This is a genomic window from Pseudomonas kielensis (assembly GCF_030505375.1).
GTDB classification, from domain to species: Bacteria; Pseudomonadota; Gammaproteobacteria; order Pseudomonadales; family Pseudomonadaceae; genus Aquipseudomonas; species Aquipseudomonas kielensis.
Map to the genome: position 1 here is coordinate 3,390,063 of NZ_CP130043.1, position 20,653 is coordinate 3,410,715.

Annotated in this window: 20 protein-coding genes; 5 read left to right on the forward strand and 15 right to left on the reverse strand. The window is 60.0% G+C overall.

Annotated elements, in window-relative coordinates; translation table 11 throughout:
* Positions 1-18: 18 nt before the first annotated feature.
* From Q1W70_RS15845 to Q1W70_RS15880, 8 genes are all read right to left on the reverse strand, one after another.
* Complete coding sequence (locus Q1W70_RS15845; RefSeq protein ID WP_166590040.1) at positions 19-753, reverse strand: amino acid ABC transporter ATP-binding protein; 735 nt, start codon at positions 751-753, stop codon at positions 19-21.
* Complete coding sequence (locus Q1W70_RS15850; protein ID WP_027619713.1) at positions 750-1,421, reverse strand: amino acid ABC transporter permease; 672 nt, start codon at positions 1,419-1,421, stop codon at positions 750-752. Before Q1W70_RS15850 ends, Q1W70_RS15845 begins: the two co-directional genes overlap by 4 nt.
* Positions 1,421-2,167 (reverse strand): amino acid ABC transporter permease, encoded by a 747-nt coding sequence (locus tag Q1W70_RS15855; protein ID WP_166590039.1) that lies wholly within the window; start codon positions 2,165-2,167, stop codon positions 1,421-1,423. The genes Q1W70_RS15850 and Q1W70_RS15855 overlap by 1 nt, the downstream gene beginning before the upstream one ends.
* 193 nt (positions 2,168-2,360) lie before the next feature.
* On the reverse strand, positions 2,361-3,275 hold the full coding sequence (locus tag Q1W70_RS15860; protein ID WP_166590038.1) for a glutamate/aspartate ABC transporter substrate-binding protein: 915 nt from the start codon (positions 3,273-3,275) through the stop codon (positions 2,361-2,363).
* Between the two features lie 341 nt (positions 3,276-3,616).
* Entirely contained in the window at positions 3,617-5,155 is a 1,539-nt protein-coding gene (gene glpD / locus Q1W70_RS15865; RefSeq protein WP_302097561.1) for a glycerol-3-phosphate dehydrogenase, read from the reverse strand.
* Positions 5,156-5,430: 275 nt separating this feature from the next.
* The gene (locus tag Q1W70_RS15870; protein ID WP_166590036.1) at positions 5,431-6,186 is read right to left on the reverse strand and encodes a DeoR family transcriptional regulator; all 756 of its coding nucleotides are present in this window, start codon (positions 6,184-6,186) and stop codon (positions 5,431-5,433) included.
* A 95-nt stretch (positions 6,187-6,281) separates the two neighbouring features.
* Entirely contained in the window at positions 6,282-7,787 is a 1,506-nt protein-coding gene (gene glpK, locus Q1W70_RS15875) for a glycerol kinase GlpK (protein WP_166590035.1), read from the reverse strand.
* 76 nt (positions 7,788-7,863) lie between these two features.
* On the reverse strand, positions 7,864-8,715 hold the full coding sequence (locus Q1W70_RS15880) for an MIP/aquaporin family protein (RefSeq protein WP_166590034.1): 852 nt from the start codon (positions 8,713-8,715) through the stop codon (positions 7,864-7,866).
* Positions 8,716-9,084: 369 nt separating this feature from the next.
* On the opposite strand from Q1W70_RS15880, the gene ybaK reads away from it, so the two are divergent.
* Together ybaK and Q1W70_RS15890 are read left to right on the forward strand one after the other, a co-directional pair.
* Complete coding sequence (gene ybaK, locus Q1W70_RS15885) at positions 9,085-9,555, forward strand: Cys-tRNA(Pro) deacylase (RefSeq protein ID WP_302097562.1); 471 nt, start codon at positions 9,085-9,087, stop codon at positions 9,553-9,555.
* Positions 9,556-9,653: 98 nt separating this feature from the next.
* A complete protein-coding gene (locus tag Q1W70_RS15890; RefSeq protein WP_302097563.1) occupies positions 9,654-10,436 on the forward strand; it encodes a PhzF family phenazine biosynthesis protein in 783 nt (260 codons plus the stop codon).
* Positions 10,437-10,535: 99 nt separating this feature from the next.
* On the opposite strand, the gene Q1W70_RS15895 is transcribed toward Q1W70_RS15890, so the two are convergent.
* Together Q1W70_RS15895 and argF are read right to left on the reverse strand one after the other, a co-directional pair.
* Positions 10,536-11,645, reverse strand: coding sequence for an ABC transporter ATP-binding protein (locus Q1W70_RS15895; protein ID WP_166590031.1), 1,110 nt, complete (start codon positions 11,643-11,645; stop codon positions 10,536-10,538).
* On the reverse strand, positions 11,642-12,562 hold the full coding sequence (gene argF, locus Q1W70_RS15900; protein WP_095165926.1) for an ornithine carbamoyltransferase: 921 nt from the start codon (positions 12,560-12,562) through the stop codon (positions 11,642-11,644). The genes Q1W70_RS15895 and argF overlap by 4 nt, the downstream gene beginning before the upstream one ends.
* Positions 12,563-13,014: 452 nt before the next feature.
* Here argF and Q1W70_RS15905 point away from each other — a divergent pair, with 452 nt between their 5' ends.
* Both Q1W70_RS15905 and grxD read left to right on the forward strand, forming a co-directional pair.
* Positions 13,015-15,123, forward strand: a complete 2,109-nt coding sequence (locus Q1W70_RS15905; RefSeq protein WP_302097564.1) for a molybdopterin oxidoreductase family protein — start codon at positions 13,015-13,017, stop codon at positions 15,121-15,123.
* A 97-nt stretch (positions 15,124-15,220) separates the two neighbouring features.
* Positions 15,221-15,562 carry a Grx4 family monothiol glutaredoxin gene (gene grxD / locus Q1W70_RS15910; RefSeq protein WP_166590029.1) on the forward strand — a complete coding sequence of 114 codons (342 nt, stop codon included), beginning with the start codon at positions 15,221-15,223 and terminating at the stop codon, positions 15,560-15,562.
* A 103-nt stretch (positions 15,563-15,665) separates the two neighbouring features.
* On the opposite strand, the gene bfr is transcribed toward grxD, so the two are convergent.
* Entirely contained in the window at positions 15,666-16,136 is a 471-nt protein-coding gene (gene bfr / locus Q1W70_RS15915; protein WP_095165921.1) for a bacterioferritin, read from the reverse strand.
* Positions 16,137-16,334: 198 nt separating this feature from the next.
* Positions 16,335-16,553, reverse strand: coding sequence for a bacterioferritin-associated ferredoxin (locus Q1W70_RS15920; protein ID WP_166590028.1), 219 nt, complete (start codon positions 16,551-16,553; stop codon positions 16,335-16,337).
* Between the two features lie 254 nt (positions 16,554-16,807).
* Here Q1W70_RS15920 and Q1W70_RS15925 point away from each other — a divergent pair, with 254 nt between their 5' ends.
* On the forward strand, positions 16,808-17,410 hold the full coding sequence (locus Q1W70_RS15925; RefSeq protein WP_019693358.1) for a peroxiredoxin: 603 nt from the start codon (positions 16,808-16,810) through the stop codon (positions 17,408-17,410).
* A gap of 48 nt (positions 17,411-17,458) precedes the next feature.
* Here Q1W70_RS15925 and Q1W70_RS15930 read toward each other — a convergent pair whose 3' ends face one another.
* The 3 genes from Q1W70_RS15930 to pyrC form a co-directional block, all read right to left on the reverse strand.
* Positions 17,459-18,790: an IS4 family transposase gene (locus Q1W70_RS15930; RefSeq protein ID WP_302098897.1), complete on the reverse strand. Its 1,332-nt coding sequence runs from the start codon at positions 18,788-18,790 to the stop codon at positions 17,459-17,461.
* 130 nt (positions 18,791-18,920) lie between these two features.
* On the reverse strand, positions 18,921-19,595 hold the full coding sequence (gene rnt, locus Q1W70_RS15935) for a ribonuclease T (protein ID WP_095165917.1): 675 nt from the start codon (positions 19,593-19,595) through the stop codon (positions 18,921-18,923).
* Complete coding sequence (gene pyrC, locus Q1W70_RS15940; protein ID WP_166592983.1) at positions 19,592-20,638, reverse strand: dihydroorotase; 1,047 nt, start codon at positions 20,636-20,638, stop codon at positions 19,592-19,594. The genes rnt and pyrC overlap by 4 nt, the downstream gene beginning before the upstream one ends.
* Positions 20,639-20,653: the final 15 nt, after the last annotated feature.

A 20,653-nucleotide genomic window follows, 5' to 3' on the forward strand; every position in this document is an offset into this window, starting at 1 on the left:
TGGTGTGGCTTCGAACTCTTAGTGCTGCAGGATCTTGTTCAGGAAGTGCTGAGTCCGTTCGGCGCGAGCGCCGATGTCACCGAAGAACTCTTCTTTGGGGCAGTCCTCGATGATCTTGCCGGCGTCCATGAAGATTACCCGGTCCGCCACTTTGCGGGCGAAGCCCATTTCGTGGGTCACGCACATCATGGTCATGCCTTCGTGGGCCAGTTGCACCATGACGTCCAGTACTTCGTTGACCATTTCCGGGTCCAGCGCCGAGGTCGGCTCGTCGAACAGCATGACGATCGGGTCCATGGCCAGTGCGCGGGCGATCGCCACACGCTGCTGCTGGCCACCGGAGAGCTGGCCAGGGTGCTTGTGGGCGTGGGCCGAGAGGCCGACGCGCTCGAGCAGTTGCAGGCCTTTCTTGGTGGCTTCTTCCTTGCTGCGGCCCAACACCTTGATCTGCGCGATGGTCAGGTTTTCGGTGATGGTCAGGTGCGGGAACAGTTCGAAGTGCTGGAACACCATGCCAACGCGCGAGCGCAGTTTCGGCAGGTTGGTCTTGGGATCGGCAATCGAAGTGCCGTCGACCACGATGTCACCTTTCTGGAAGGGTTCCAGGGCGTTGACGCACTTGATCAGGGTCGACTTGCCGGAGCCGGACGGCCCGCACACCACGATCACCTCACCTTTCTTGACGTCGGTGCTGCAATCAGTCAGCACCTGGAAGTCCCCATACCACTTGTTGATATTCTTGATAGAGATCATACGGCGAACCTTTTTTGCAGACGCTTGACCAGCTGCGAGGCGGCAAAGCTGATGATGAAGTACACGAGACCGGCGAATACCAGGAACTCATTGGAACGGCCAATGATGTCGCCACTGGCCCGCGAAGCGTTGAGGAAGTCCACCAGGCCGACGGTGTAGACCAGCGAGGTGTCCTGGAACAGGATGATGCTCTGCTGCAACAGCAGCGGGGTCATCTTGCGGAAAGCCTGGGGCAGGATGATCAGGCGCATCATCTGGCCATAGGTCATGCCCAGGGCCTTGGCGGCACCCATCTGGCCCTTGGGAATCGACTGCACGCCGGCCCGTACGATTTCGCAGAAGTACGCGGCTTCGAACATCATGAAGGCCACGATGCAGGAGGCAAACGCGCCGATCGGTGTGTCTTCGCCGGTGATCCAGCGCAGCACGAACGGCACCGCCAGGTAGAACCAGGTGATCACCAACAGCAGTGGGATCGAGCGGAAGTAGTTGACGTAGGCGCCGGCAAAGTTTGACAGCAGTTTGTTGTGGGACAACCGCATCAAGGCCAGGACGGTACCGAGGATGAGGCCGCCGACGACGCCCAGCACCATCAGCTTGAGGGTCATCACCATGCCGTTCCACAAGCCGGGAATGGCCGGGATGATGCCACTGAAATCGAATTCCATTATTTACCCCCCACGGAGATCAGGCCGGGCACTGCGACTTTCTTCTCCACCAGGCGCATCAGCAACATCAGGCTCATGTTCAGGGTGAAGTAGATGAGGGTCGCCAGGGTGAAGGCTTCGAACAGGTTGGCGGAGAACTCGGCGGTCTGTTTGGTCTGCGCGAGCAGTTCCATCAGGCCGATCAGCGAGGCCACGGACGAGTTCTTGAAGACGTTGAGAAATTCCGAGGTGAGCGGTGGAATGATGATGCGATAGGCTTGGGGCAGCAGCACGTTCCAGTAGATCTGCGGCAGCTTGAAGCCCATGGCGCGAGCCGCCGATTCCTGGCCGCGTGGCAGCGCCTGGATACCGGTGCGCACTTGTTCGCAGACCCGTGCGGCGGTGAACAGGCCCAGGCACACGACAACGCTCAGGTAGGCCGAGGTGGTCGGGTTGAGGTCCTGTTTGTACCAGTCCTGCAGGTCTTGTGGCAGCAGGTCGGGCACCAGGAAGTACCAGATGAACAGCTGGACCAGCAGGGGTACGTTACGGAACAGTTCGACGTAGCAGGTCGCGATGCCTGACACGATGCGGTTCGGCACGGTGCGCATCACGCCCAGTACCGAGCCCAGCAGCAATGCAATGATCCAGGCCACGATGGCGATAGCGATGGTCCAGCCCAGCCCGGAAATGAACCAGTCGAGATAGGTCTCGCTGCCCACGCCGGTGGACTTGAAGAACACGCCCCAATCCCAGTTGTAATTCATTAGGGTCTCCCCTCGGATTCAATCGATGTTCAAGCACCTGCCTGGGGGAACTCCGTTCCCACCCGACGTCGACGGTCGGGCACACGCGGTCGGCTCGACAACCACCGGTTCGAGTGTTTCCAAAAATGCCAGCAGGTAGTGACAACCTCCCGAAAGGGCAGTGGCCCTCTCAGGAGGTAAGACTAGTCAGAAATCAGGATTTCTTGTCGTCAGCCGCTTTGTCGGTCGGATTGGCGATCAGGGCCTTGAGCTCGTCGCTCATCGGGAAGTTCAGGTTCAGGCCTTTAGGCGGGATTGGCGCCTGGAACCACTTGTCGTAGATCTTGTTGATCTGGCCCGAAGCGTAGGTGGCCTTGATGGCATCATCGACCGCTTTCTTGAACGGCTCGTCGCCTTTGCGCACCATGCAGCCATAGATTTCATAGGACTGTGGCGTGCCAGTCACTTCCCAGTCGGAAGCTTTCTTGGCCTTGGCCGCTTCACCGGCCAGCAGGGCGTCGTCCATCATGAAGGCAACGGCACGGCCCGATTCCAGCATCTGGAAGGATTCGCCGTGGTCCTTGGCGGAGATCACGTTCATGCCCATCTGCTTGTCGGCGTTCATCGACTTGAGGATGCGCTCGGACGTGGTGCCAGCGGTGGTTACGACGTTCTTGCCTTTAAGATCGTCGAAATCCTTGTACTTGGAGTCCTTTTTGGACAGCAGGCGAGTACCGATTTCGAAAATGCCGACCGAGAAGTCAACCTGTTGCTGACGCTCGACGTTGTTGGTGGTGGAACCGCACTCAAGGTCAACGGTGCCGTTCTGTACCAGCGGGATACGGGTTTGCGAGGTGACCAGGTTGTATTTGACTTGCAGGTTCGGCAGGTCCAGGTCTTTTTTCAGGGCTTCGACGACTTGCATCTGGATGTCGTGGGAGTAGCCGACTGGTTTGCCGGAAGCGTCTGCAATGTAGGAAAACGGGATGGAAGCGTCGCGATGGCCCAGGGTGATGGTGCCGGACTCTTTGATCTTCTTCAGGGTGCCGGTGAGTTCGGCGGCGAAAACTGGCGTGCTGATCAGAGCGGCAGCGATGGCTGCGCCCAGGATATGGGGAACGATACGCATCAAATTTTCCTCGACATTGTTTTTTTTATGGAGCCAGTTCTTCGGCTCTCTTGTACTGCTGAACACCTGGGGGCTCCTGAAGTGTTGGCACCTCAGGCGTTCGTCCAAGAGTGTAGAGCATGAGTCGTGCCAAGCCAGGAATAGTTATCTAAATTATTGATTTATAAGGATATTAAATATTTATGGCGAATCTGATTCCTACGCCTGGTCCGGTTAACCGAATTGACCGTCGGGTCGCGTTCGGAAAACCGAATGCTATCCGGGCCAGTGCTCCGGGCTTTTGAATGCAAAAAGCCCCTGAACCGTGAGGTCCAGGGGCTGTTGTGTGCCCGGCGAGTGGATCAGGCCGCTTCGATCTTGCTGCGGTTGACTTCCAGCTTGTGCAGATAGTGCTGTACGTTCGCCTGTTCGTCGGCCGTGGTGAACAGGCCGAGCTTGGTGCGCCGCCAGAGAATGTCATGGGCGGTGGTGGCCCATTCCTGCTGGCACAGGTAATCGACTTCACGGGTGTAGAGCCCGCCACCCAGGTGCTCGCCCATGTCGTTCAGGCCCTGTACGCCTTCGAGCATGCGCCAGGTGCGGCTGCCGTAGGTGGTGGCCCAGCGGCGGGCGATTTGCGTGGGGATCCAGTCGAATTTGTCGCGAATCAAGGCGCTTAGGGCCTGCGGGGTGCTCATGTCTTCGCCGCCAGGCAGGGTTGCCTGGGCGGTCCAGTTCGGTTTCATCTGCTTGAAGTAGGGGGCCAGTTGGACCATGGCCGACTCGGCCAGCTTGCGGTAGGTGGTCAGCTTGCCGCCGAACACCGACAGTAGAGGCGCTTCTTCACCGCTGCCGGAGAGGGCCAGGGTGTAGTCGCGGGTCACGGCCGATGGGTTGTCGGATTCGTCGTTGCACAACGGGCGCACACCGGAATAGGTGTGCAGGATGTCGTCACGGCTGATCTGTTTCTTGAAGTGCGCATTGACCACCTGGATCAGGTAATCGGTTTCGCCCTCGGTGATCGCCACGTTAGCCGGGTCGCCGGTGTATTCGCGGTCCGTGGTGCCAATCAGGGTGAATTGATTGAGGTACGGAATGGTGAACACGATGCGCTGGTCTTCGTTTTGCAGGATGTGCGCGTGCTCGCCTTCGTACAGTTTGGGCACGATCAGGTGGCTGCCCTGGATCAGGCGAATGCCGTAGGGCGATTCCATCTTCAGGTCATCACGAATGAACTTGGCGACCCAGGGGCCGGCGGCGTTCACCAGCGCCTTGGCGCGGATCGAGAACAGGCTGCCATCGGCACGTTCAAGGTGCAGGTGCCACAGGCCCTTGCTGCGTCGAGCGCTGACACAGCGGGTCTGGGTGTGCACGTGGGCGCCTTTTTCACGGGCGGCCATGGCATTGAGGACCACCAGGCGGGCGTCGTCGACCCAGCAATCGGAGTACTCGAAGCCCTTGCTGATTTCGCTTTTCAAGGCGCTGTCGGCACCGAACTTCAGGCTTTTGGAGCCGGCGAGTTTTTCCCGCTTGCCCAGGTTGTCGTAGAGGAACAGGCCGGCGCGAATCATCCAGGCCGGGCGCAGGTGCGGGCGGTGGGGCAGTACAAAGCGCATCTGCTTGACGATGTGCGGGGCCTTGGCCAGCAGCACTTCGCGTTCGGCCAGGGCTTCGCGCACCAGGCGGAATTCGTAATGTTCCAGGTAGCGCAGGCCGCCGTGGATCAGCTTGCTGCTGGCGGACGAGGTGTGGCTGGCCAGGTCGTCCTTTTCGCAAAGGAACACTGAAAGCCCGCGGCCGGCAGCATCCGCCGCAATCCCGACGCCATTGATCCCACCACCAATCACGGCGACGTCATAGATCTCGGCAAGCGGGGGTGTCGGCAAGGTGGAAGTGGGCATCGGCAGGCCTCGGGCATTTTTGGCTTTATGTATTGGAATACGAACATTAATGTTCATTTGCGAAAATGGTAGCCCATAAAGTCGCCCACAGCCAGTCCGTTTCGATTGAAAAAACTCATCGAACGGTGACTAAAAGAAAAATTTCGAACATTTATGCGGGGTGGCGTGGCGCCAGGGAGGGGCGGGCGGCGTCGCCATCGCGAGCAGGCTCGCTCCCGCTAAGGGGCGCTGAACCTGTGTGCGATGGCGTCTGGGGGGATGAAGCGGGGCGGCGACTAAACGACTTCCAGGCGAATCTTGTTCTGGCTCAACAGTTGGGCGAGGGCGGGCACGGGCTGTTGATCGGTGACCAGGCAATCGATCAGGGTGATCGGTCCCAGGCGAATCATGGCGTTGCGCCCGAACTTGCTGGAGTCAGCCGCCAGGATCACTTGCCGGGCATTGGCGATGATCGCCTGGGATACCCGCACTTCCTGGTAATCGAAGTCCAGCAGGCTGCCGTCTTCGTCGATGCCACTGATGCCCACCAGGGCATAGTCGACCTTGAACTGGTTGATGAAGTCGACGCTGGCCTGGCCGACAACCCCACCGTCGCGGCGTACGTTGCCACCGGTGAGCAGCACGTCGAAATCATCCTTGGCGCTGAGCATGGAGGCCACGTGCAGGTTGTTGGTGATGATTTTCAGGTGGCTGTGGTTGAGCAGCGCCCGGGCGATGGACTCGGTGGTGGTGCCGATATTGATGAACAGCGAGGCGTGGTCGGGGATTTGACGGGCGATGGCTTCGCCGATGCGCTGCTTCTCGTCACGCATCTGGTCGGCACGCATGGCGTATGCCGTGTTTTCCACGCTGGAATCATAGGCTGCGCCGCCATGGTAGCGGCGCAACAGGTTGTCTTCGGCCAGTTGATTGATATCGCGGCGAATGGTCTGCGGAGTAACTACGAACAACTGTGCCATTTCCTCGATGCTGACGTAGCCGCGTTCGCGGACCAGTTCGAGGATTTGCTGCTGACGGGGAGGCAGATTCATGGGGCGTCCTTTGGGCTGCCGTGCAAAATTTGCCCATGATGCCGCAGGAATCCCCTCCCGACCAGTTACCTGCCGAACACTGTCCGGCCCTTGGCTTATTCCTCGCCTTCGTGCGGTTCCCAATCACGGGTGCGGCTGACGGCTTTTTTCCAGCCGGCATAGAGTTTTTCCTTGGCGTTTTCTTCCAGTTGCGGGTCGAATTCGCGCTCGATCACTGCCTTGCCGCGCAGTTCTTCCAGGCTGCCCCAGAAGCCGCAGGCCAGGCCCGCCAGGTACGCTGCACCCAGGGCCGTGGTCTCGCGCATTTGTGGGCGCTCGACCTGGGTGCCGAGGATGTCGGCCTGGAACTGCATGAGGAAGTTGTTCGCCACTGCACCGCCGTCCACACGCAAGGCCTTGAGGCGTTCGCCGGAGTCCTGTTGCATGGCGTCGAGCACGTCGCGGGTCTGGTAGGCAATCGACTCCAGGGCTGCGCGAATGATGTGGTCGACCCGTACGCCGCGAGTCAGGCCGAACAGGGCGCCGCGGGCGTAGGGGTCCCAGTACGGAGCGCCGAGGCCGGTGAAGGCGGGTACCAGGTACACACCGTTGCTGTCCTTGACCTTGTTGGCGAAGTACTCGGTGTCGTGGGCGTCGTTGATGATCTTCAGTTCGTCGCGCAGCCACTGCACGGTAGAGCCGCCGTTGAACACGGCGCCTTCCAGGGCGTAGGCCACTTCGCCGCGCGGACCGCAGGCGATGGTGGTGAGCATGCCGTGGCTGGATTTGACGGCCTTGCTGCCGGTGTTCATCAGCAGGAAGCAGCCGGTGCCGTAGGTGTTTTTCGCCTGGCCGGGCTCCACGCACATCTGGCCGAACAGGGCCGCTTGCTGGTCGCCGGCGATGCCGCCGATGGCAATGCCGCTCTTGGTGTGGCCATAGATTTCTGACGAGGACTTCACCTGCGGCAACATCTCGCGCGGGATGTCCAGCAGCTCGAGCATCTTCGCGTCCCACTCCAGGGTGTGGATGTTGAAGAGCATGGTGCGCGAGGCGTTGGTGTAGTCGGTGACGTGGGTCTTGCCGCCGGTAAATTTCCAGATCAGCCAGCTGTCGACCGTGCCGAACAGCAACTCGCCGTTGCGCGCACGCTCGCGGCTGCCTTCGACGTTGTCCAGGATCCACTTCAGCTTGGTGCCGGAGAAGTACGGGTCGGTGACCAGGCCGGTGGTGTCGCTGATGTATTGCTCGTGGCCATCGCGCTTGAGCTGCTGGCAGATCTCGGTGCTGCGGCGGCACTGCCAGACGATGGCGTTGTAGATCGGCCGGCCGCTGGTCTTGTCCCAGACCACGGTGGTTTCACGCTGGTTGGTGATGCCGATGGCGGCCACCTGGTCATGATGCAGGCCGGCTTGTGCCAGGGCCTCGACCATCACCGCGCTCTGGGTGGCGAAGATTTCCATCGGGTCATGTTCAACCCAGCCGGCTTGTGGGTAATGCTGGGCGAATTCGCGTTGAGCGGTGCAGACCACGTTGGCGTCGCGGTCGAAAATGATCGCGCGCGAGCTGGTCGTACCCTGATCAAGGGCAATGATGTAGTTCTTATTCTGTGTGTCGGTCATGTCGATTGCCTTGGACGAAATAAGGGGTGGATCGGGGCGCATGATCAATGGTGGGCAGGATCACGCGCCGCCGGTATCAGGAAATTCGGGTTTTGCCATCCATCGCCGGTTCTGCCTCTGTTGTAGCAGGTGCGGCGCCGGGCAGGTGACGGGCAATCAGCCCGCGATAGGCCGCAGCGCCGAGGCAGGCACCGACAATCGGAGCAAAAATCGGAATCAGGAAATAGGGAACATCCCGGCCGCCGGTGAAGGAAATTTCACCCCAGCCAGCGAAGAAAGTCATTAGTTTAGGGCCGAAATCCCGTGCCGGGTTCATCGCGAAGCCGGTCAGTGGTCCCATCGAGCTGCCGATCACTGCGATCAGCAGGCCGATCAGCAGCGGTGCCAGCGGGCCCTTGGGCAGGCCGTTGTTATCGTCGGTCAGGGACATGATCACGCCCATCAGGATGGCGGTGATGATCATCTCGACCAGGAACGCCTGGCCGGTGGACAGGGCCGGGTTGGGGAAGGTGGAAAACACCGACGCCAATTCCAGGCTGGCCTGGCTGCCGCGAACCATCTGCTGGGTTTGTTCGAAATCGAAGAACAGGTTGCTGTAAAGCGTGTAAACCAACAACGCCCCGCAGAAGGCGCCCGCCACCTGGGACAGGATGTAGAAGGGCAGTTTACGTTTTTCAAAGTCGGTGAAGATGCTCAGGGCAATGCTGACGGCCGGGTTCAGGTGAGCACCGGAAACGCCTGCGGTCAGGTAGATCGCCATGCTGACGCCGACGCCCCAGATGATGCTGATTTCCCACAGGCCAAAGCTGGCACCCGCGACTTTGAGAGCGGCGACGCAGCCAGTACCAAAAAATATCAGTAGCGCAGTGCCCAGGAACTCGGCCATGCATTGGCTCGAGAGGGGTGGTTGTTGTAAAGCAGTGCTCATGAAAACCTCGTTTTTTGTTGTTGTCGGGCGCTCGTCCCATAAGAGATCGAGCGCGATTTTCACCGAAGCAGGATCCCCATCCTGGTCTCGGCTTACTGCTGGGTGTTGCGTAGGAATTGTCGTGTGGCATTCGGAAACGAAAAAATATAGACAAGAAACGCTGATGTCAAAGGTCGAAAGTGAACAGTCAGTCACAAATCAACTATTGTTCGGGTGAATGATCGCGTCTTGAGAGGGTGGCAACGGCCGTGATTTGCCTGGCGGGTTGCGTCCACGATGGGATAGCAGGGCGGTCCTAGAGCCTTTTGCCGCGTGATGACCTAGAATCCGGCGCTGTGTTTAGTGTTCTTTCGTTGGCTTGGAGCTGCCATGACCCCTGCATTGGATCTGCTGAAAAAAGTGCGTGCCGAACACCGTGTACACAGTTATGAACATGATCCCAAGGCCGCTTCGTACGGGTTGGAGGCGGCGGAAAAGCTTGGGTTGCAGCCGGCCCAGGTGTTCAAGACCTTGCTTGCGGCCAGTGAGAAAGGCGAGTTGTTGGTTGCTGTGGTGCCGGTCGTCGGAAGTCTGGATTTGAAGGCGCTGGCCCATGCCGCCGGGGTCAAGAAAGTCGAGATGGCCGACCCCGCTGCCGCGCAGCGGGCAACCGGGTACTTGCTGGGGGGAATCAGCCCGTTGGGGCAGAAGAAACGGCTGCGCACCTTCATCGACAGCAGTGCTCACGCTTTTGCGACTATTTATGTCAGTGCCGGTCGACGCGGCCTGGAAGTCGAGTTGGCCCCTGCGGTGCTGGCCGAGCATACCCAGGCCGGGTTCGCTGACATCGGTCGGGCTTGACCCATTGGCTGTATGGTGAAAATCCACGGGCTCTGTCACTGGCAACCCAACCAGCGCTGCCGCATGCTCGTGCTCGCCTACACAAAAGGAGAGCAATCATGGAGTTAGCGTTTCATCAGGTCGATGCCTTCAGCGACCGTCCGTTCAGTGGCAACCCGGCGATGGTTTACCGACTCGAGGCCTGGCTCAGTGATGAGCTGATGCAGAACATCGCCGCCGAGCACAACCTCGCCGAGACCGCGTTTGTGGTGCGTGAGGCCCAGGGTTGGCATATCCGCTGGTTCACCCCGACCACGGAAGTGCCGTTGTGCGGCCACGCGACCCTGGCCAGCGCCCATGTGTTGTTCGACCTGTATGAAGAGCCACTGGAAAGCCTGGATTTCATCAGCAAGTCCGGGCCATTGCGCGTGACCCGCGAAGGTGGGCGGCTGTGGCTGGATTTCCCGAGGATCACGCCGAGTGGTGTGGCGGCCAATCCGCTGATTGCCGCAGCGCTGGGGGTTCAGCCCGTGGAAGTGCTGGGCTCCAACGAGTTGTTTGTGGTGCTTGAGTCGGAGCAGGCTGTGCGCGATTGCCAGCCGGACATGGCGGCCCTGGCGAAGTTGCCTTGGCTGGGGGCAATTGTCACCGCACGCGGCACGCAACATGATTTTGTCTCGCGCTATTTTGCCCCGGCCATCGGCATCAACGAAGACCCTGTCACCGGCTCGACCCATTGCCTGCTGATTCCTTACTGGGCGCAGCAACTGGATAAAACCAGTCTGACGGCCTACCAGTGTTCGGCGCGGGGCGGGGAGTTGCTCTGCCGCCTGGAAGGCGATCGGGTGAAGATTGGCGGGGCTGCGACGCTGGTGGCCAGCGGGACGTTGCTGCTGGGCTGAGACTGACGTCGCGGCTTGCGTAGGCGCGAAGCGGGCGGTATTCCGCTCGCTCCCACGGTGGTTCTTGGTGCGCGCAGATTGTGCATGCACCCTTGAGGATCAACTGGCCTGGCTGTACCGGCGGACTCCGGATTCAACGGCTGGAATCTGTGCCGCGGTGCTGCCGGATGCCTGGAACAGCACCAGGTGTTCGGCGGCCACGCGAATGCCGACATCGTCACCCACCAAGTGATCGGCGTGGCTTGGGAAGATCGATTCGAGCTGGCTGCCGGTGGGCAGTTGCAGGCGGTACAACGTCGAGGCGCCAAGGAAGGTCTTGCCGATGATCCGGGCTTTCAGCGCACTGTCCGGGGCGTAGACGATATCGTCGGGACGTAGCAGCACGTCCACGGCGCCACCGGTCGGCCAGGTGTAGGCGCGGTTGCCACGCAGCTCGCCGAGTTCGGTCTGCACCGACTCTGGGGTCTGCAACTGGCCACGAATGAAGTAACCCTGGCCGATAAAGCTGGCGACAAACGGTGTCAGGGGCTCGTGGTACAGGTTGTAGGGCGTGTCCCACTGCTCCAGTCGACCTTCCTTGAATACCCCGACCTGATCGCTGACCGCGAAGGCTTCCTCCTGGTCGTGGGTCACCAGAATCGCACTGGTGCCACGGCTCTTGAGGATGTCACGGACTTCGTGGCTGAGCTTGCGGCGCAGTTCACCATCGAGGTTGGAGAAGGGTTCATCGAGCAGCAGCAGTTGCGGCTCCGGTGCCAGTGCGCGGGCCAGGGCTACCCGTTGCTGCTGGCCGCCGGAGAGTTCGTGGGGGAAGCGCTTGCCGAGGTTCTTCAGGTTCACCAGTTCGAGCATCTCGGCGGTGACCCGGTCTTTGTTCGGATGCTTGCGAATGCCGAAGGCGATGTTGTCTGCCACGCTCAGGTGCGGGAACAGTGCGTAGTCCTGGAACACCATGCCGATCCGCCGTTTCTCCGGCGCGAGGGTGAAACCGGCGCTGGAGATGGTCTCTCCCGCCAACTGGATTTCCCCTTCGTGGACGGGTTCAAAGCCGGCGATGGCCCGCAGGGTGGTGGTCTTGCCACAGCCGGAGGAGCCGAGCAGGCAGCCAATGTCGCCGGCATTGAGGTGCAGGTTGAGGTTCTGTACAACGCGCTGGTCCTGGTAGCCGCAGGCCAGGTTGCGCAGGTTCAGCAGTAGTGTATGACTCATGCGTGGTGGTACGCCGGGGGAACGAGGAATTCGAGCAAGGCCTTTTGCGCGTGCAGGCGGTTTTCTGCCTGGTCCCAGGCCACTGAGCGGCCGTCGTCGAGCAGGTCGAGGCTGATTTCTTCGCCGCGGTGAGCCGGCAGGCAGTGCATGAACAGGACATCTTCGGCCGCCAGGTCGAGCAGGGCGCGGTTGACCTGGTAGGGCGCAAACAGTTTGAGGCGCTTGGCGGTTTCTTCTTCCTGGCCCATGGAGGTCCAGACATCGGTGCTCACCAGGTGCGCGCCACGCACGGCATCCTTGGGGTCGCGGACGATGGTCACGCGATCGCCAGCCGCCGCCACGAACTGCGGGTTCGGCTCGTAGCCCTCGGGGCAGGCGATGCGCAACTGGAAGTCGAACTGGATGGCCGCTTCTATATAGCTGTTGCACATGTTGTTGCCGTCGCCGATCCAGGCCACGGTCTTGCCCTGGATCGAACCACGGTGCTCAAGGAAGGTTTGCATGTCGGCCAGCAACTGGCACGGGTGCAGGTCATCGGACAGGCCGTTTATCACTGGCACGCGGGAGTTGGCGGCGAATTCGGTCAGGGTGCTGTGGGCAAAGGTGCGGATCATCACGGCGTCGAGCATGCGCGACATGACGATGGCGCAGTCGCCAATCGGCTCGCCACGGCCCAGTTGGGTGTCGCGCGGCGAGAGGAAGATGGCCTGGCCGCCGAGCTGGATCATGCCGGCTTCGAACGACAGGCGAGTCCGGGTCGAGGACTTCTCGAAGATCATCCCCAGGACGCGGTTTTTCAACGGCTCGAACAGTACGCCGCGGTTACGCAGGTCTTTGAGCTCAATGCCTCGACGGATCACGCTGACCAGCTCTTCGGGCGTGCAATCCATCAGGGAGAGAAAGTGCCTTGCGCTCATCATTGACTACCTTTTGCAACGGACCGCAGATACTCAAAGCCTTGTTTAATTAAAAAAACGGGCGAGACCTGCGGCGTAAGCCGCACGGGGCGACGAAATAGGGGAAGGCGCAATATTGACATTAAATGTCGCGTCTTACCAATAGGCTACGGTGTTTAGGGGATTTCAGAGGGGCTACGGGGTGACCGCAGTAGCGCTTTTGAAGCCTGTTTCCTGACAGCAGCAAGCCCTTTGTACACTGCCCCCGCGCGCCTTGGCAATCGAGCGCAGCGCATGGGCGGGCGTAGCGGTCGGTTTTCGCCCTGCCGGTCGCCCGGTAGCAGGGCGCTATCGGCAGGCCTGATGGCCGTCGATTCACAAGATGAACGTCGCTGGTGCAGGGGGCGGACTCGGCCCATAGTTTTACTCCCGCAACCGCGCCCTGGTTGCCCCGAATAAAACAGAGACTGGCCATGACCAAGACTCTTAACCACCGTGCCTGCCACCTGTGTGAAGCCATCTGCGGCTTGACCATCGAAACCACCGCCAGCGACAGCGCGGGCCTGCAGATCACCTCGATCAAGGGCGACCCGCTGGACAGCTTCAGTCGGGGTCATATCTGTCCCAAGGCGGTGGCGTTGCAGGATATCCAGAACGATCCCGATCGCCTGCGCCAGCCTATGCAGCGCGTCGGGAACGAGTGGCAGGCGATTGGCTGGGACGAGGCCTTTGCCCTGGTCGCCGAGCGCCTGGCGACGATTCAGGAGCGTCATGGGCAGAACGCGGTGGCGGTGTATCAGGGCAACCCCAGCGTGCATAACTACGGGCTGATGACCCACAGCAATTATTTCCTCGGGTTGTTGAAGAGCCGCAATCGCTTCTCCGCGACGTCCGTGGACCAGTTGCCCCATCACCTGACCAGTCACTTGATGTATGGCCACGGGTTGCTGCTGCCGATCCCCGACATCGATCACACCGATTTCATGCTGATCCTGGGCGGCAATCCGCTGGCGTCCAACGGCAGCATCATGACGGTGCCGGATGTGGAAAAACGCTTGAAGGCGATCCAGGCGCGTGGCGGCAAAGTGGTGGTGGTCGATCCACGGCGCAGCGAGACGGCCGCGATGGCCGACCAACATATTTTTGTCCGACCCGGGGGCGATGCGGCGTTGCTGTTTGGCGTGCTCAATACCTTGTTCAGCGAAGGCCTGAGCCGCGACAGTCATTTGCCAGTGGATGGGCTGGATCAAGTACGCCAGGCGATTGCGCCGTTCAATGCCGAGGCCATGAGCCCGTTGTGTGCGGTGCCTGCCGAGCAGATCCGCCAATTGGCGCGGGATTTTGCCGCCGCGCCGACGGCGGTCTGTTATGGGCGCATGGGGGTTTCGACCCAGGCCTTTGGCACTTTGTGTCATTGGCTGGTGCAGTTGATCAACCTGGTTACCGGCAATCTGGACCGGGTCGGCGGGGCGCTGTGCACGGAACCTGCGGTTGATCTGGTGGCGTCGACCTCGGGCGGGCATTTCAATTTGTGGCAAAGCCGGGTCTCCGGGCGGCCGGAATACGCCGGTGAGTTGCCGGTGTCGGCCCTGGCCGAAGAAATGCTCACCGGCGGCGAGGGGCAGATTCGCGCGCTGATCACGGTGGCTGGCAATCCGGTGTTGTCGACGCCCAATGGCCGGCAACTGGAGCAGGCGCTGGATGGGCTGGAGTTCATGGTCAGCATTGACCTGTACATCAACGAAACCACGCGTTATGCGGACCTGATCCTGCCTTCGACCTCGGCGTTGGAAAACGATCATTACGACACCACGTTCAATATGTTCGCGGTGCGCAATGTCAGCCGCTTCAACCGGGCGATCCTGCCCAAGCCCGCGGGCGCGCTGCATGATTGGGAAATCTTCGTCGGCCTGGCCAAGGCCTTTGCGGCCAGGACGGGCAAGGAGCTCAAGCCGACGCTGCCGCCGGCACAGATGATCGACTTTGCCTTGCGTGCCGGTCGCTACGGTGATGCCTCCCAGTACAAACTCTCGGTGACCCGCCTGTTCGATCATCCCCATGGCGTCGATCTGGGGCCGCTGAAGGCCAACCTGGGGCCACGCCTGAAAACGGCCAATCAGCACGTGCAAGCGGCGCCAGCGGCGATTCTCGCGGATCTGCAGCGCTTTGCCGCGTTGCAAGCGCCGGCGGCGGATGAGTTGGTGATGATTGGCCGACGCCATGTGCGCAGCAACAATTCGTGGATGCACAACTACCACCGCCTGGTGAAGGGCAAGCCGCGGCATCAGTTGTTGATGCATCCGGACGACCTCGCCCAGCGCGGGCTCAGCGACGGTCAGCGGGTGCGGGTCAGTTCGCGGGTCGGCGAGATCGAAGTCGATGTGCTGGGCAGTCTCGAGATGATGAGGGGCGTGGTCAGCCTGCCCCATGGCTGGGGCCATGCCCGGCCTGGGGTGCAGATGGGCATCGCCACGGCGCAACCGGGGGCGAGCGCCAACGACCTGACGGATGAGCGTCAGCTGGATGAGTTGTCGGGCAACGCCGCACTCAATGGTGTGCCGGTGACGGTGGCTGCGGCCTAGGCATGTCTGTCGGGGAGACCGAGCATCGCGCCGGTCTTTCCGTTACAATGCGCCACCGTGCCGACAACTGAGTCGGAAAGTTCAGCCGAGGTGCTCCATGGATATCATCGAAACGATTAAAGAGCAGATTGCCAACAACACCATTCTGCTTTACATGAAAGGCTCGCCGAATGCCCCACAATGTGGCTTCTCCGCGAAAGCCGCGCAGGCTGTCATGGGCTGTGGTGAGAAGTTCGCTTACGTGGACATCCTGCAGAACCCGGAAATCCGCGCCAACCTGCCAAAGTACGCCAACTGGCCAACCTTCCCACAGCTGTGGGTCGGTGGTGAATTGGTTGGCGGTAGCGACATCATGACCGAAATGGCTGCCGACGGTTCGCTGCAGGCGACCATCAAGGCTGCTGTGGAAAAGGCTGCTGCCGGCAAGACCGAAGCCTAAGTGGTGTAGGCGCTGGCTTGCCAGCGAACACTTGCTGCGGATCAAAAAAAGCCCCGCCTCTCGATAAGAGGGCGGGGCTTTTTTAATGGGCGTTAACTTGGTGTTATTCACCCATCTGCGATTGCAGATAGTTCTCGATGCCGACTTTATCGATCAGGCCCAGTTGGGTTTCCAGCCAGTCGATATGTTCTTCCTCGGACTCGAGAATGTCTTCGAGCAGTTCACGGCTGCCGAAGTCGCCGACGGTCTCGCAGTGGGCGATGGCGGTCTTCAGGTCGGCGTGACCGGTGCGCTCGATGCGCAGGTCGCACTCGAGCATTTCCTTGGTGTGTTCACCGATGTGCAGCTTGCCCAGGTCCTGGACGTTTGGCAGGCCTTCAAGAAACAGGATGCGCTTGATCAGCTTGTCCGCGTGTTTCATCTCGTCGATGGATTCTTTGTACTCGTGCTTGCCCAGCTTGTTCAGGCCCCAATCTTCGTACATGCGGGCATGCAGGAAGTACTGATTAATTGCGACCAGCTCATTGGCAAGGATCTTGTTGAGATGCTGGATGACTGTTACGTCGCCTTTCATGATGGGGTCCTGTCCTTAAGTGCGGTATATAAGGCGGAGTCTGAGCCTGCAACTTCTTAGTGTCAAACCTAAGTTATTGAATAATATATAAAAATTAATCGGAATAAGAATGTTTGTGTTCCGCATCCTGACGCTAAGCGATTGAATTACAGGCATAAAAAAACCGGACACTAAGTCCGGTTCTTTGAGATGGGTTACTTATGCGGCGGAAAATTCTACGGGATAGGGGATGGCCGCCTGGCTCATCTGCAGATCGGCGAGGGTTTCGCGGACCACCTGCTTGGCAAGGCAGGCGCATTTGCCGCATTGGCTGGCAACGCCGGTGGCTTCGCGCACCTCACGGTAGCTGCAGCAACCTTCGTAGATTGCATCGCGGATCTTGCCGTCGGTGACGCCAGTGCAGAGGCAGACATACATAGAGTGAGAACCTATCGCGGGTTGTGGCTCAATTGCGATGGATCTTAATGTTAACGAGAATGATTGTCAAAGTGCTTTCCGCGCCTGTTGTGATCGATCGCTGCTTGCCTGACGAACGGCTACATGGCAACAGGTCAAAAACGCAGTGTATGATGGTCGGTCTTTGCGAACGGTAGCCGATTCATGAAGCTGTCGTTTACCGGCGGCAGACTGGATCGCTACCCTTCTTCACGCACTACACCAGGAGATATCCAATGAGCGTACTTGTAGGCAAACAAGCCCCTGACTTCACCGTACCGGCCGTACTCGGCAATGGCGAAATCGTTGACAGCTTCACCCTGTCCTCGGCCATCAAAGGCAAATACGGCCTGGTGTTCTTCTACCCGCTGGACTTCACCTTCGTTTGCCCGTCCGAGCTGATCGCTCTGGACCACCGCATGGCTGACTTCAAGGCGCGCAACGTGGAAGTGATCGCAGTGTCGATCGACTCGCACTTCACCCACAACGCCTGGCGCAACACCCCGATCAATGCCGGCGGCATCGGTCAGGTCCAGTACATCATGGCTGCTGACATGAAGCACGACATCGCCAAGGCGTACGACGTTGAATCCGAAGGCGGCGTGGCTTTCCGTGGCGCGTTCCTGATCGACGACAAAGGCGTTGTCCGCTCGCAGATCGTCAACGACCTGCCACTGGGCCGTAACATGGAAGAGCTGATCCGCCTGGTCGACGCGCTGCAGTTCCACGAAGAGCACGGCGAAGTTTGCCCAGCCAACTGGAAAAAAGGCGACAAAGGTATGACTGCTTCGCCAGAAGGCGTTGCCGCTTACCTGACCGAGAACGCTGGCAAGCTGTAAGCCACGCGTTTCAGGCATAAAAAAACCGGCCCTAGTGGCTAATGCCAGTCAGTTAAGCTGACTGGCATTTTTATTTTTGATCGGGTACTTCGGCGATTTCAGCCGAATCGCCCGAGGATAAACGCGCTCCTCCCGTCGATGAGGTAGGACGTAGTGGATGGCTGAAGCATGAAGCTCGGCCAGGTATTTGGGGATGTTCCCGGAACGATCAGCCGAGACACTGTTGATAAATCCGAGAATCGCCCAAGTGCAGGCGGTAAAGCTCATTTCGCATGGGTAAATACCGGGGCAGTGGCGACTCATTTCCACCATCTGATAGCGCAACAAGTTGTAGCCCAACAACACTCCCCATAATTCCTGCTCGATCATCTCGGGCGTTTTACTGCGCAACGTATAGCTGCTGTTGAGCAGCGTCTGTTTCATTTCCCGAAAGCCTAATTCGATCTCCCATCGCTGGCTGTACAGTTCAACGATTTCGTCGGACGGGAAGCGCAGCGGGTCGGCCATTGAGGTCAGGATCTGACACACCTTTCCCTTGACGGTTTTGCTCAGCAGTCGCGCGGTCAGGCGCTCCGGCAGCCCCGGCCATTGTTTGCGGGCCTGTGGCGAAGTGCTTAACGAGACCACTGCATCCTGACGGCCCAAACGCTGAATCACTTCGTACTGCGCACCTTTGCGCAGTGGCATCAGCCAATGACGCTCGGTGCCTGCTTGCTGCCATTGGTGCAGTAAACCCAAGGAGTAGAAGCCTCGATCAAACAGCGTCAGCGAGTGATCCGGTGTGGTTTCGATCAGTTGCTCCGCCAGTTTCATTTCGTTGCTGCGATAGCCGTCAAACGCGCTGCCGATCAGTAAGTGACTGGTCAATTCCATTTGGCAAACCATGCGCACCTGAGGGAAACCAGTATCACCATGCTGGTTGCTGGCGGAGTCGTAACGCGCACGGTTTTGCGGTGTGTCGGGCGTACGCCAGACGACGCCGTCGACACCCAGCAAGCGCAAACCGGCCCAAGTCGGATGACCGGCCGCCTCATGCCAGCTTTTCTGAGTCAGATCGAAGACTTGTCGTACAGCTTCGCTGCCCAATCTCTGACGAGCTTGGACTACGGCGCTGGGCGCCTCCAACGGGCGCTGGCCTGGCAGCATGATGTTCATGCGGCTGACCACATCCCAGGCCGACATGCGCCGAAAAAAGGCCATGGAGATCACGCACCAAAGCATCATTTCCAGCGGCAAACGCCGCTTACGCAGGGTTGCTACGCCTGCCTGCTCAAGTGCCTGCTCGACCAAAGAGGGGTCGAGTAAGGAATCCAATCCCTCGATGGCGTTGGGGGTGGAGGCGATGTTGTGGGTCAGTTCCAGTGCCCGAGCGAGACGCATAAAAAAATCCGATGCCAGTACAGGCATCGGATTTTGATTTCTTGCGGCCAAAGGTCAAGCGGGACGGCTTAACTGATCGGCATTAGCCCTAGTGGCCGGTTTTTTTGGGGCGAGAACAACCTGCGACCGATCAGTCGTTGAAGTCTTCCCAGCCACCCATTTGCTTCCAGCGGTTGACGATGCCGCAGAACAGATCAGCGGTCTTCTCGGTGTCGTAGCGAGCCGAGTGGGCCTCGCGACCGTCGAAGTCGATGTCTGCTGCCTGGCAAGCCTTGGCCAGCACGGTTTGACCGTAGGCCAGACCCGCCAGTGTCGCGGTGTCGAAGCTGGAGAACGGGTGGAACGGGTTGCGCTTCATGTCCAGGCGCGCCACGGCGGCATTGAGGAAGCCCAAATCGAAACTGCTGTTGTGGCCGACCAGGATCGCCCGTTTGCAGCCATTGGCTTTCAACGCCTTGCGCACACCGCGGAAGATGTCGGTCAGGGCCGTCTCTTCGCTTACGGCCATGCGCAGCGGATGATCGAGCTTGATGCCGGTGAACTCCAGCGCCGCCGCTTCGATGTTGGCGCCTTCGAACGGCTCTACACGGAAGAAGTAGGTGTGGTCCGGGAACACAAAACCCTTTTCGTCCATGGCGATGGTCGTCGCGGCGATTTCCAGCAGGGCGTCAGTGGCACAGTTGAAACCACCGGTTTCAACGTCAACGACGACTGGCAGATATCCCCGAAACCTGGCTGCCATCGGGTGACGTGAGCCGCCACCGCCTTGACCTTCCTGTTCGTCGTCGTAATGGTCTTCACTCACGCGTGTTCCTCCAGCAGGCGCCAGCGCAGTTTTTCACCGGCGCGCAGCGGGATGACAGTCAGCTCGCCGAACGGCAGGCTGGTTGGGGCGGTCCACTCTTCGCGGACCAGGGTAATGCGATCGGTGTTTGCCGGCAGGCCGTAGAAACGCGGGCCGTTGAGGCTGGCGAAGGCTTCGAGCTTGTCCAGCGCATTACGCTGTTCAAACGCCTCGGCGTACAGCTCGATCGCGGCATAGGCGGTGTAGCAGCCGGCACAACCACAGGCGGCTTCCTTGGCGTGCTGGGCATGGGGAGCCGAGTCGGTACCGAGGAAGAACTTTTCACTGCCACTGGTCGCGGCATCCAGCAGGGCGACCTGGTGGGTGTTGCGCTTGAGGATCGGCAGGCAGTAGAAGTGCGGGCGAATCCCGCCAACCAGCATGTGATTGCGGTTGTACAGCAGGTGGTGCGCGGTGATGGTGGCGCCCACGTTGGCCGAGGCCTCGTTGACGAACTGCACGGCATCGCTGGTGGTGATGTGTTCGAACACCACCTTGAGCGTAGGAAAACGCTCGACGAGCCGACGCATGTGCTCGTCGATGAAGATTTTCTCGCGATCGAAGACATCGACGTCGCCGCGGGTGATTTCACCGTGGATCAGCAAGGGCATCCCGACTTCGGCCATGGCCTCGATCGCTGGGAAGATCTTGTCGATGCTGGTGACACCGGAGTCCGAGTTGGTTGTCGCGCCGGCCGGATACAACTTGGCGGCGTGCACGAAACCGCTGGCCTTGGCGGTGCGGATTTCGTCCGCGGTGGTGCGGTCGGTCAGGTAGAGCACCATCAGCGGTTCAAAGCGGCTGCCGGCCGGGCGCACAGCGAGAATGCGCTGGCGGTAGGCGTCGGCTTCAGCGGCATTGCGCACCGGTGGTACCAGGTTGGGCATGATGATCGCGCGACCAAAGGTGCGCGCGACATCCGCGACAGTATTGGGCAACGCAGCACCATCGCGAAGATGAATATGCCAGTCGTCGGGACGCAGCAGGGTCAGGCGGTCGGACATTGGGGATTCCAGGCG

Bases quoted from the DNA above. Each gene is read 5' to 3' on its own strand.
- Q1W70_RS15845 (WP_166590040.1), bottom strand. From the start codon at position 753: ATGATCTCTATCAAGAATATCAACAAGTGGTATGGGGACTTCCAGGTG.
- Q1W70_RS15850 (WP_027619713.1), bottom strand. From the start codon at position 1,421: ATGGAATTCGATTTCAGTGGCATCATCCCGGCCATTCCCGGCTTGTGG.
- Q1W70_RS15855 (WP_166590039.1), bottom strand. From the start codon at position 2,167: ATGAATTACAACTGGGATTGGGGCGTGTTCTTCAAGTCCACCGGCGTG.
- Q1W70_RS15860 (WP_166590038.1), bottom strand. From the start codon at position 3,275: ATGCGTATCGTTCCCCATATCCTGGGCGCAGCCATCGCTGCCGCTCTG.
- glpD (WP_302097561.1), bottom strand. From the start codon at position 5,155: ATGCCCACTTCCACCTTGCCGACACCCCCGCTTGCCGAGATCTATGAC.
- Q1W70_RS15870 (WP_166590036.1), bottom strand. From the start codon at position 6,186: ATGAATCTGCCTCCCCGTCAGCAGCAAATCCTCGAACTGGTCCGCGAA.
- glpK (WP_166590035.1), bottom strand. From the start codon at position 7,787: ATGACCGACACACAGAATAAGAACTACATCATTGCCCTTGATCAGGGT.
- Q1W70_RS15880 (WP_166590034.1), bottom strand. From the start codon at position 8,715: ATGAGCACTGCTTTACAACAACCACCCCTCTCGAGCCAATGCATGGCC.
- ybaK (WP_302097562.1), top strand. From the start codon at position 9,085: ATGACCCCTGCATTGGATCTGCTGAAAAAAGTGCGTGCCGAACACCGT.
- Q1W70_RS15890 (WP_302097563.1), top strand. From the start codon at position 9,654: ATGGAGTTAGCGTTTCATCAGGTCGATGCCTTCAGCGACCGTCCGTTC.
- Q1W70_RS15895 (WP_166590031.1), bottom strand. From the start codon at position 11,645: ATGAGTCATACACTACTGCTGAACCTGCGCAACCTGGCCTGCGGCTAC.
- argF (WP_095165926.1), bottom strand. From the start codon at position 12,562: ATGAGCGCAAGGCACTTTCTCTCCCTGATGGATTGCACGCCCGAAGAG.
- Q1W70_RS15905 (WP_302097564.1), top strand. From the start codon at position 13,015: ATGACCAAGACTCTTAACCACCGTGCCTGCCACCTGTGTGAAGCCATC.
- grxD (WP_166590029.1), top strand. From the start codon at position 15,221: ATGGATATCATCGAAACGATTAAAGAGCAGATTGCCAACAACACCATT.
- bfr (WP_095165921.1), bottom strand. From the start codon at position 16,136: ATGAAAGGCGACGTAACAGTCATCCAGCATCTCAACAAGATCCTTGCC.
- Q1W70_RS15920 (WP_166590028.1), bottom strand. From the start codon at position 16,553: ATGTATGTCTGCCTCTGCACTGGCGTCACCGACGGCAAGATCCGCGAT.
- Q1W70_RS15925 (WP_019693358.1), top strand. From the start codon at position 16,808: ATGAGCGTACTTGTAGGCAAACAAGCCCCTGACTTCACCGTACCGGCC.
- Q1W70_RS15930 (WP_302098897.1), bottom strand. From the start codon at position 18,790: ATGCGTCTCGCTCGGGCACTGGAACTGACCCACAACATCGCCTCCACC.
- pyrC (WP_166592983.1), bottom strand. From the start codon at position 20,638: ATGTCCGACCGCCTGACCCTGCTGCGTCCCGACGACTGGCATATTCAT.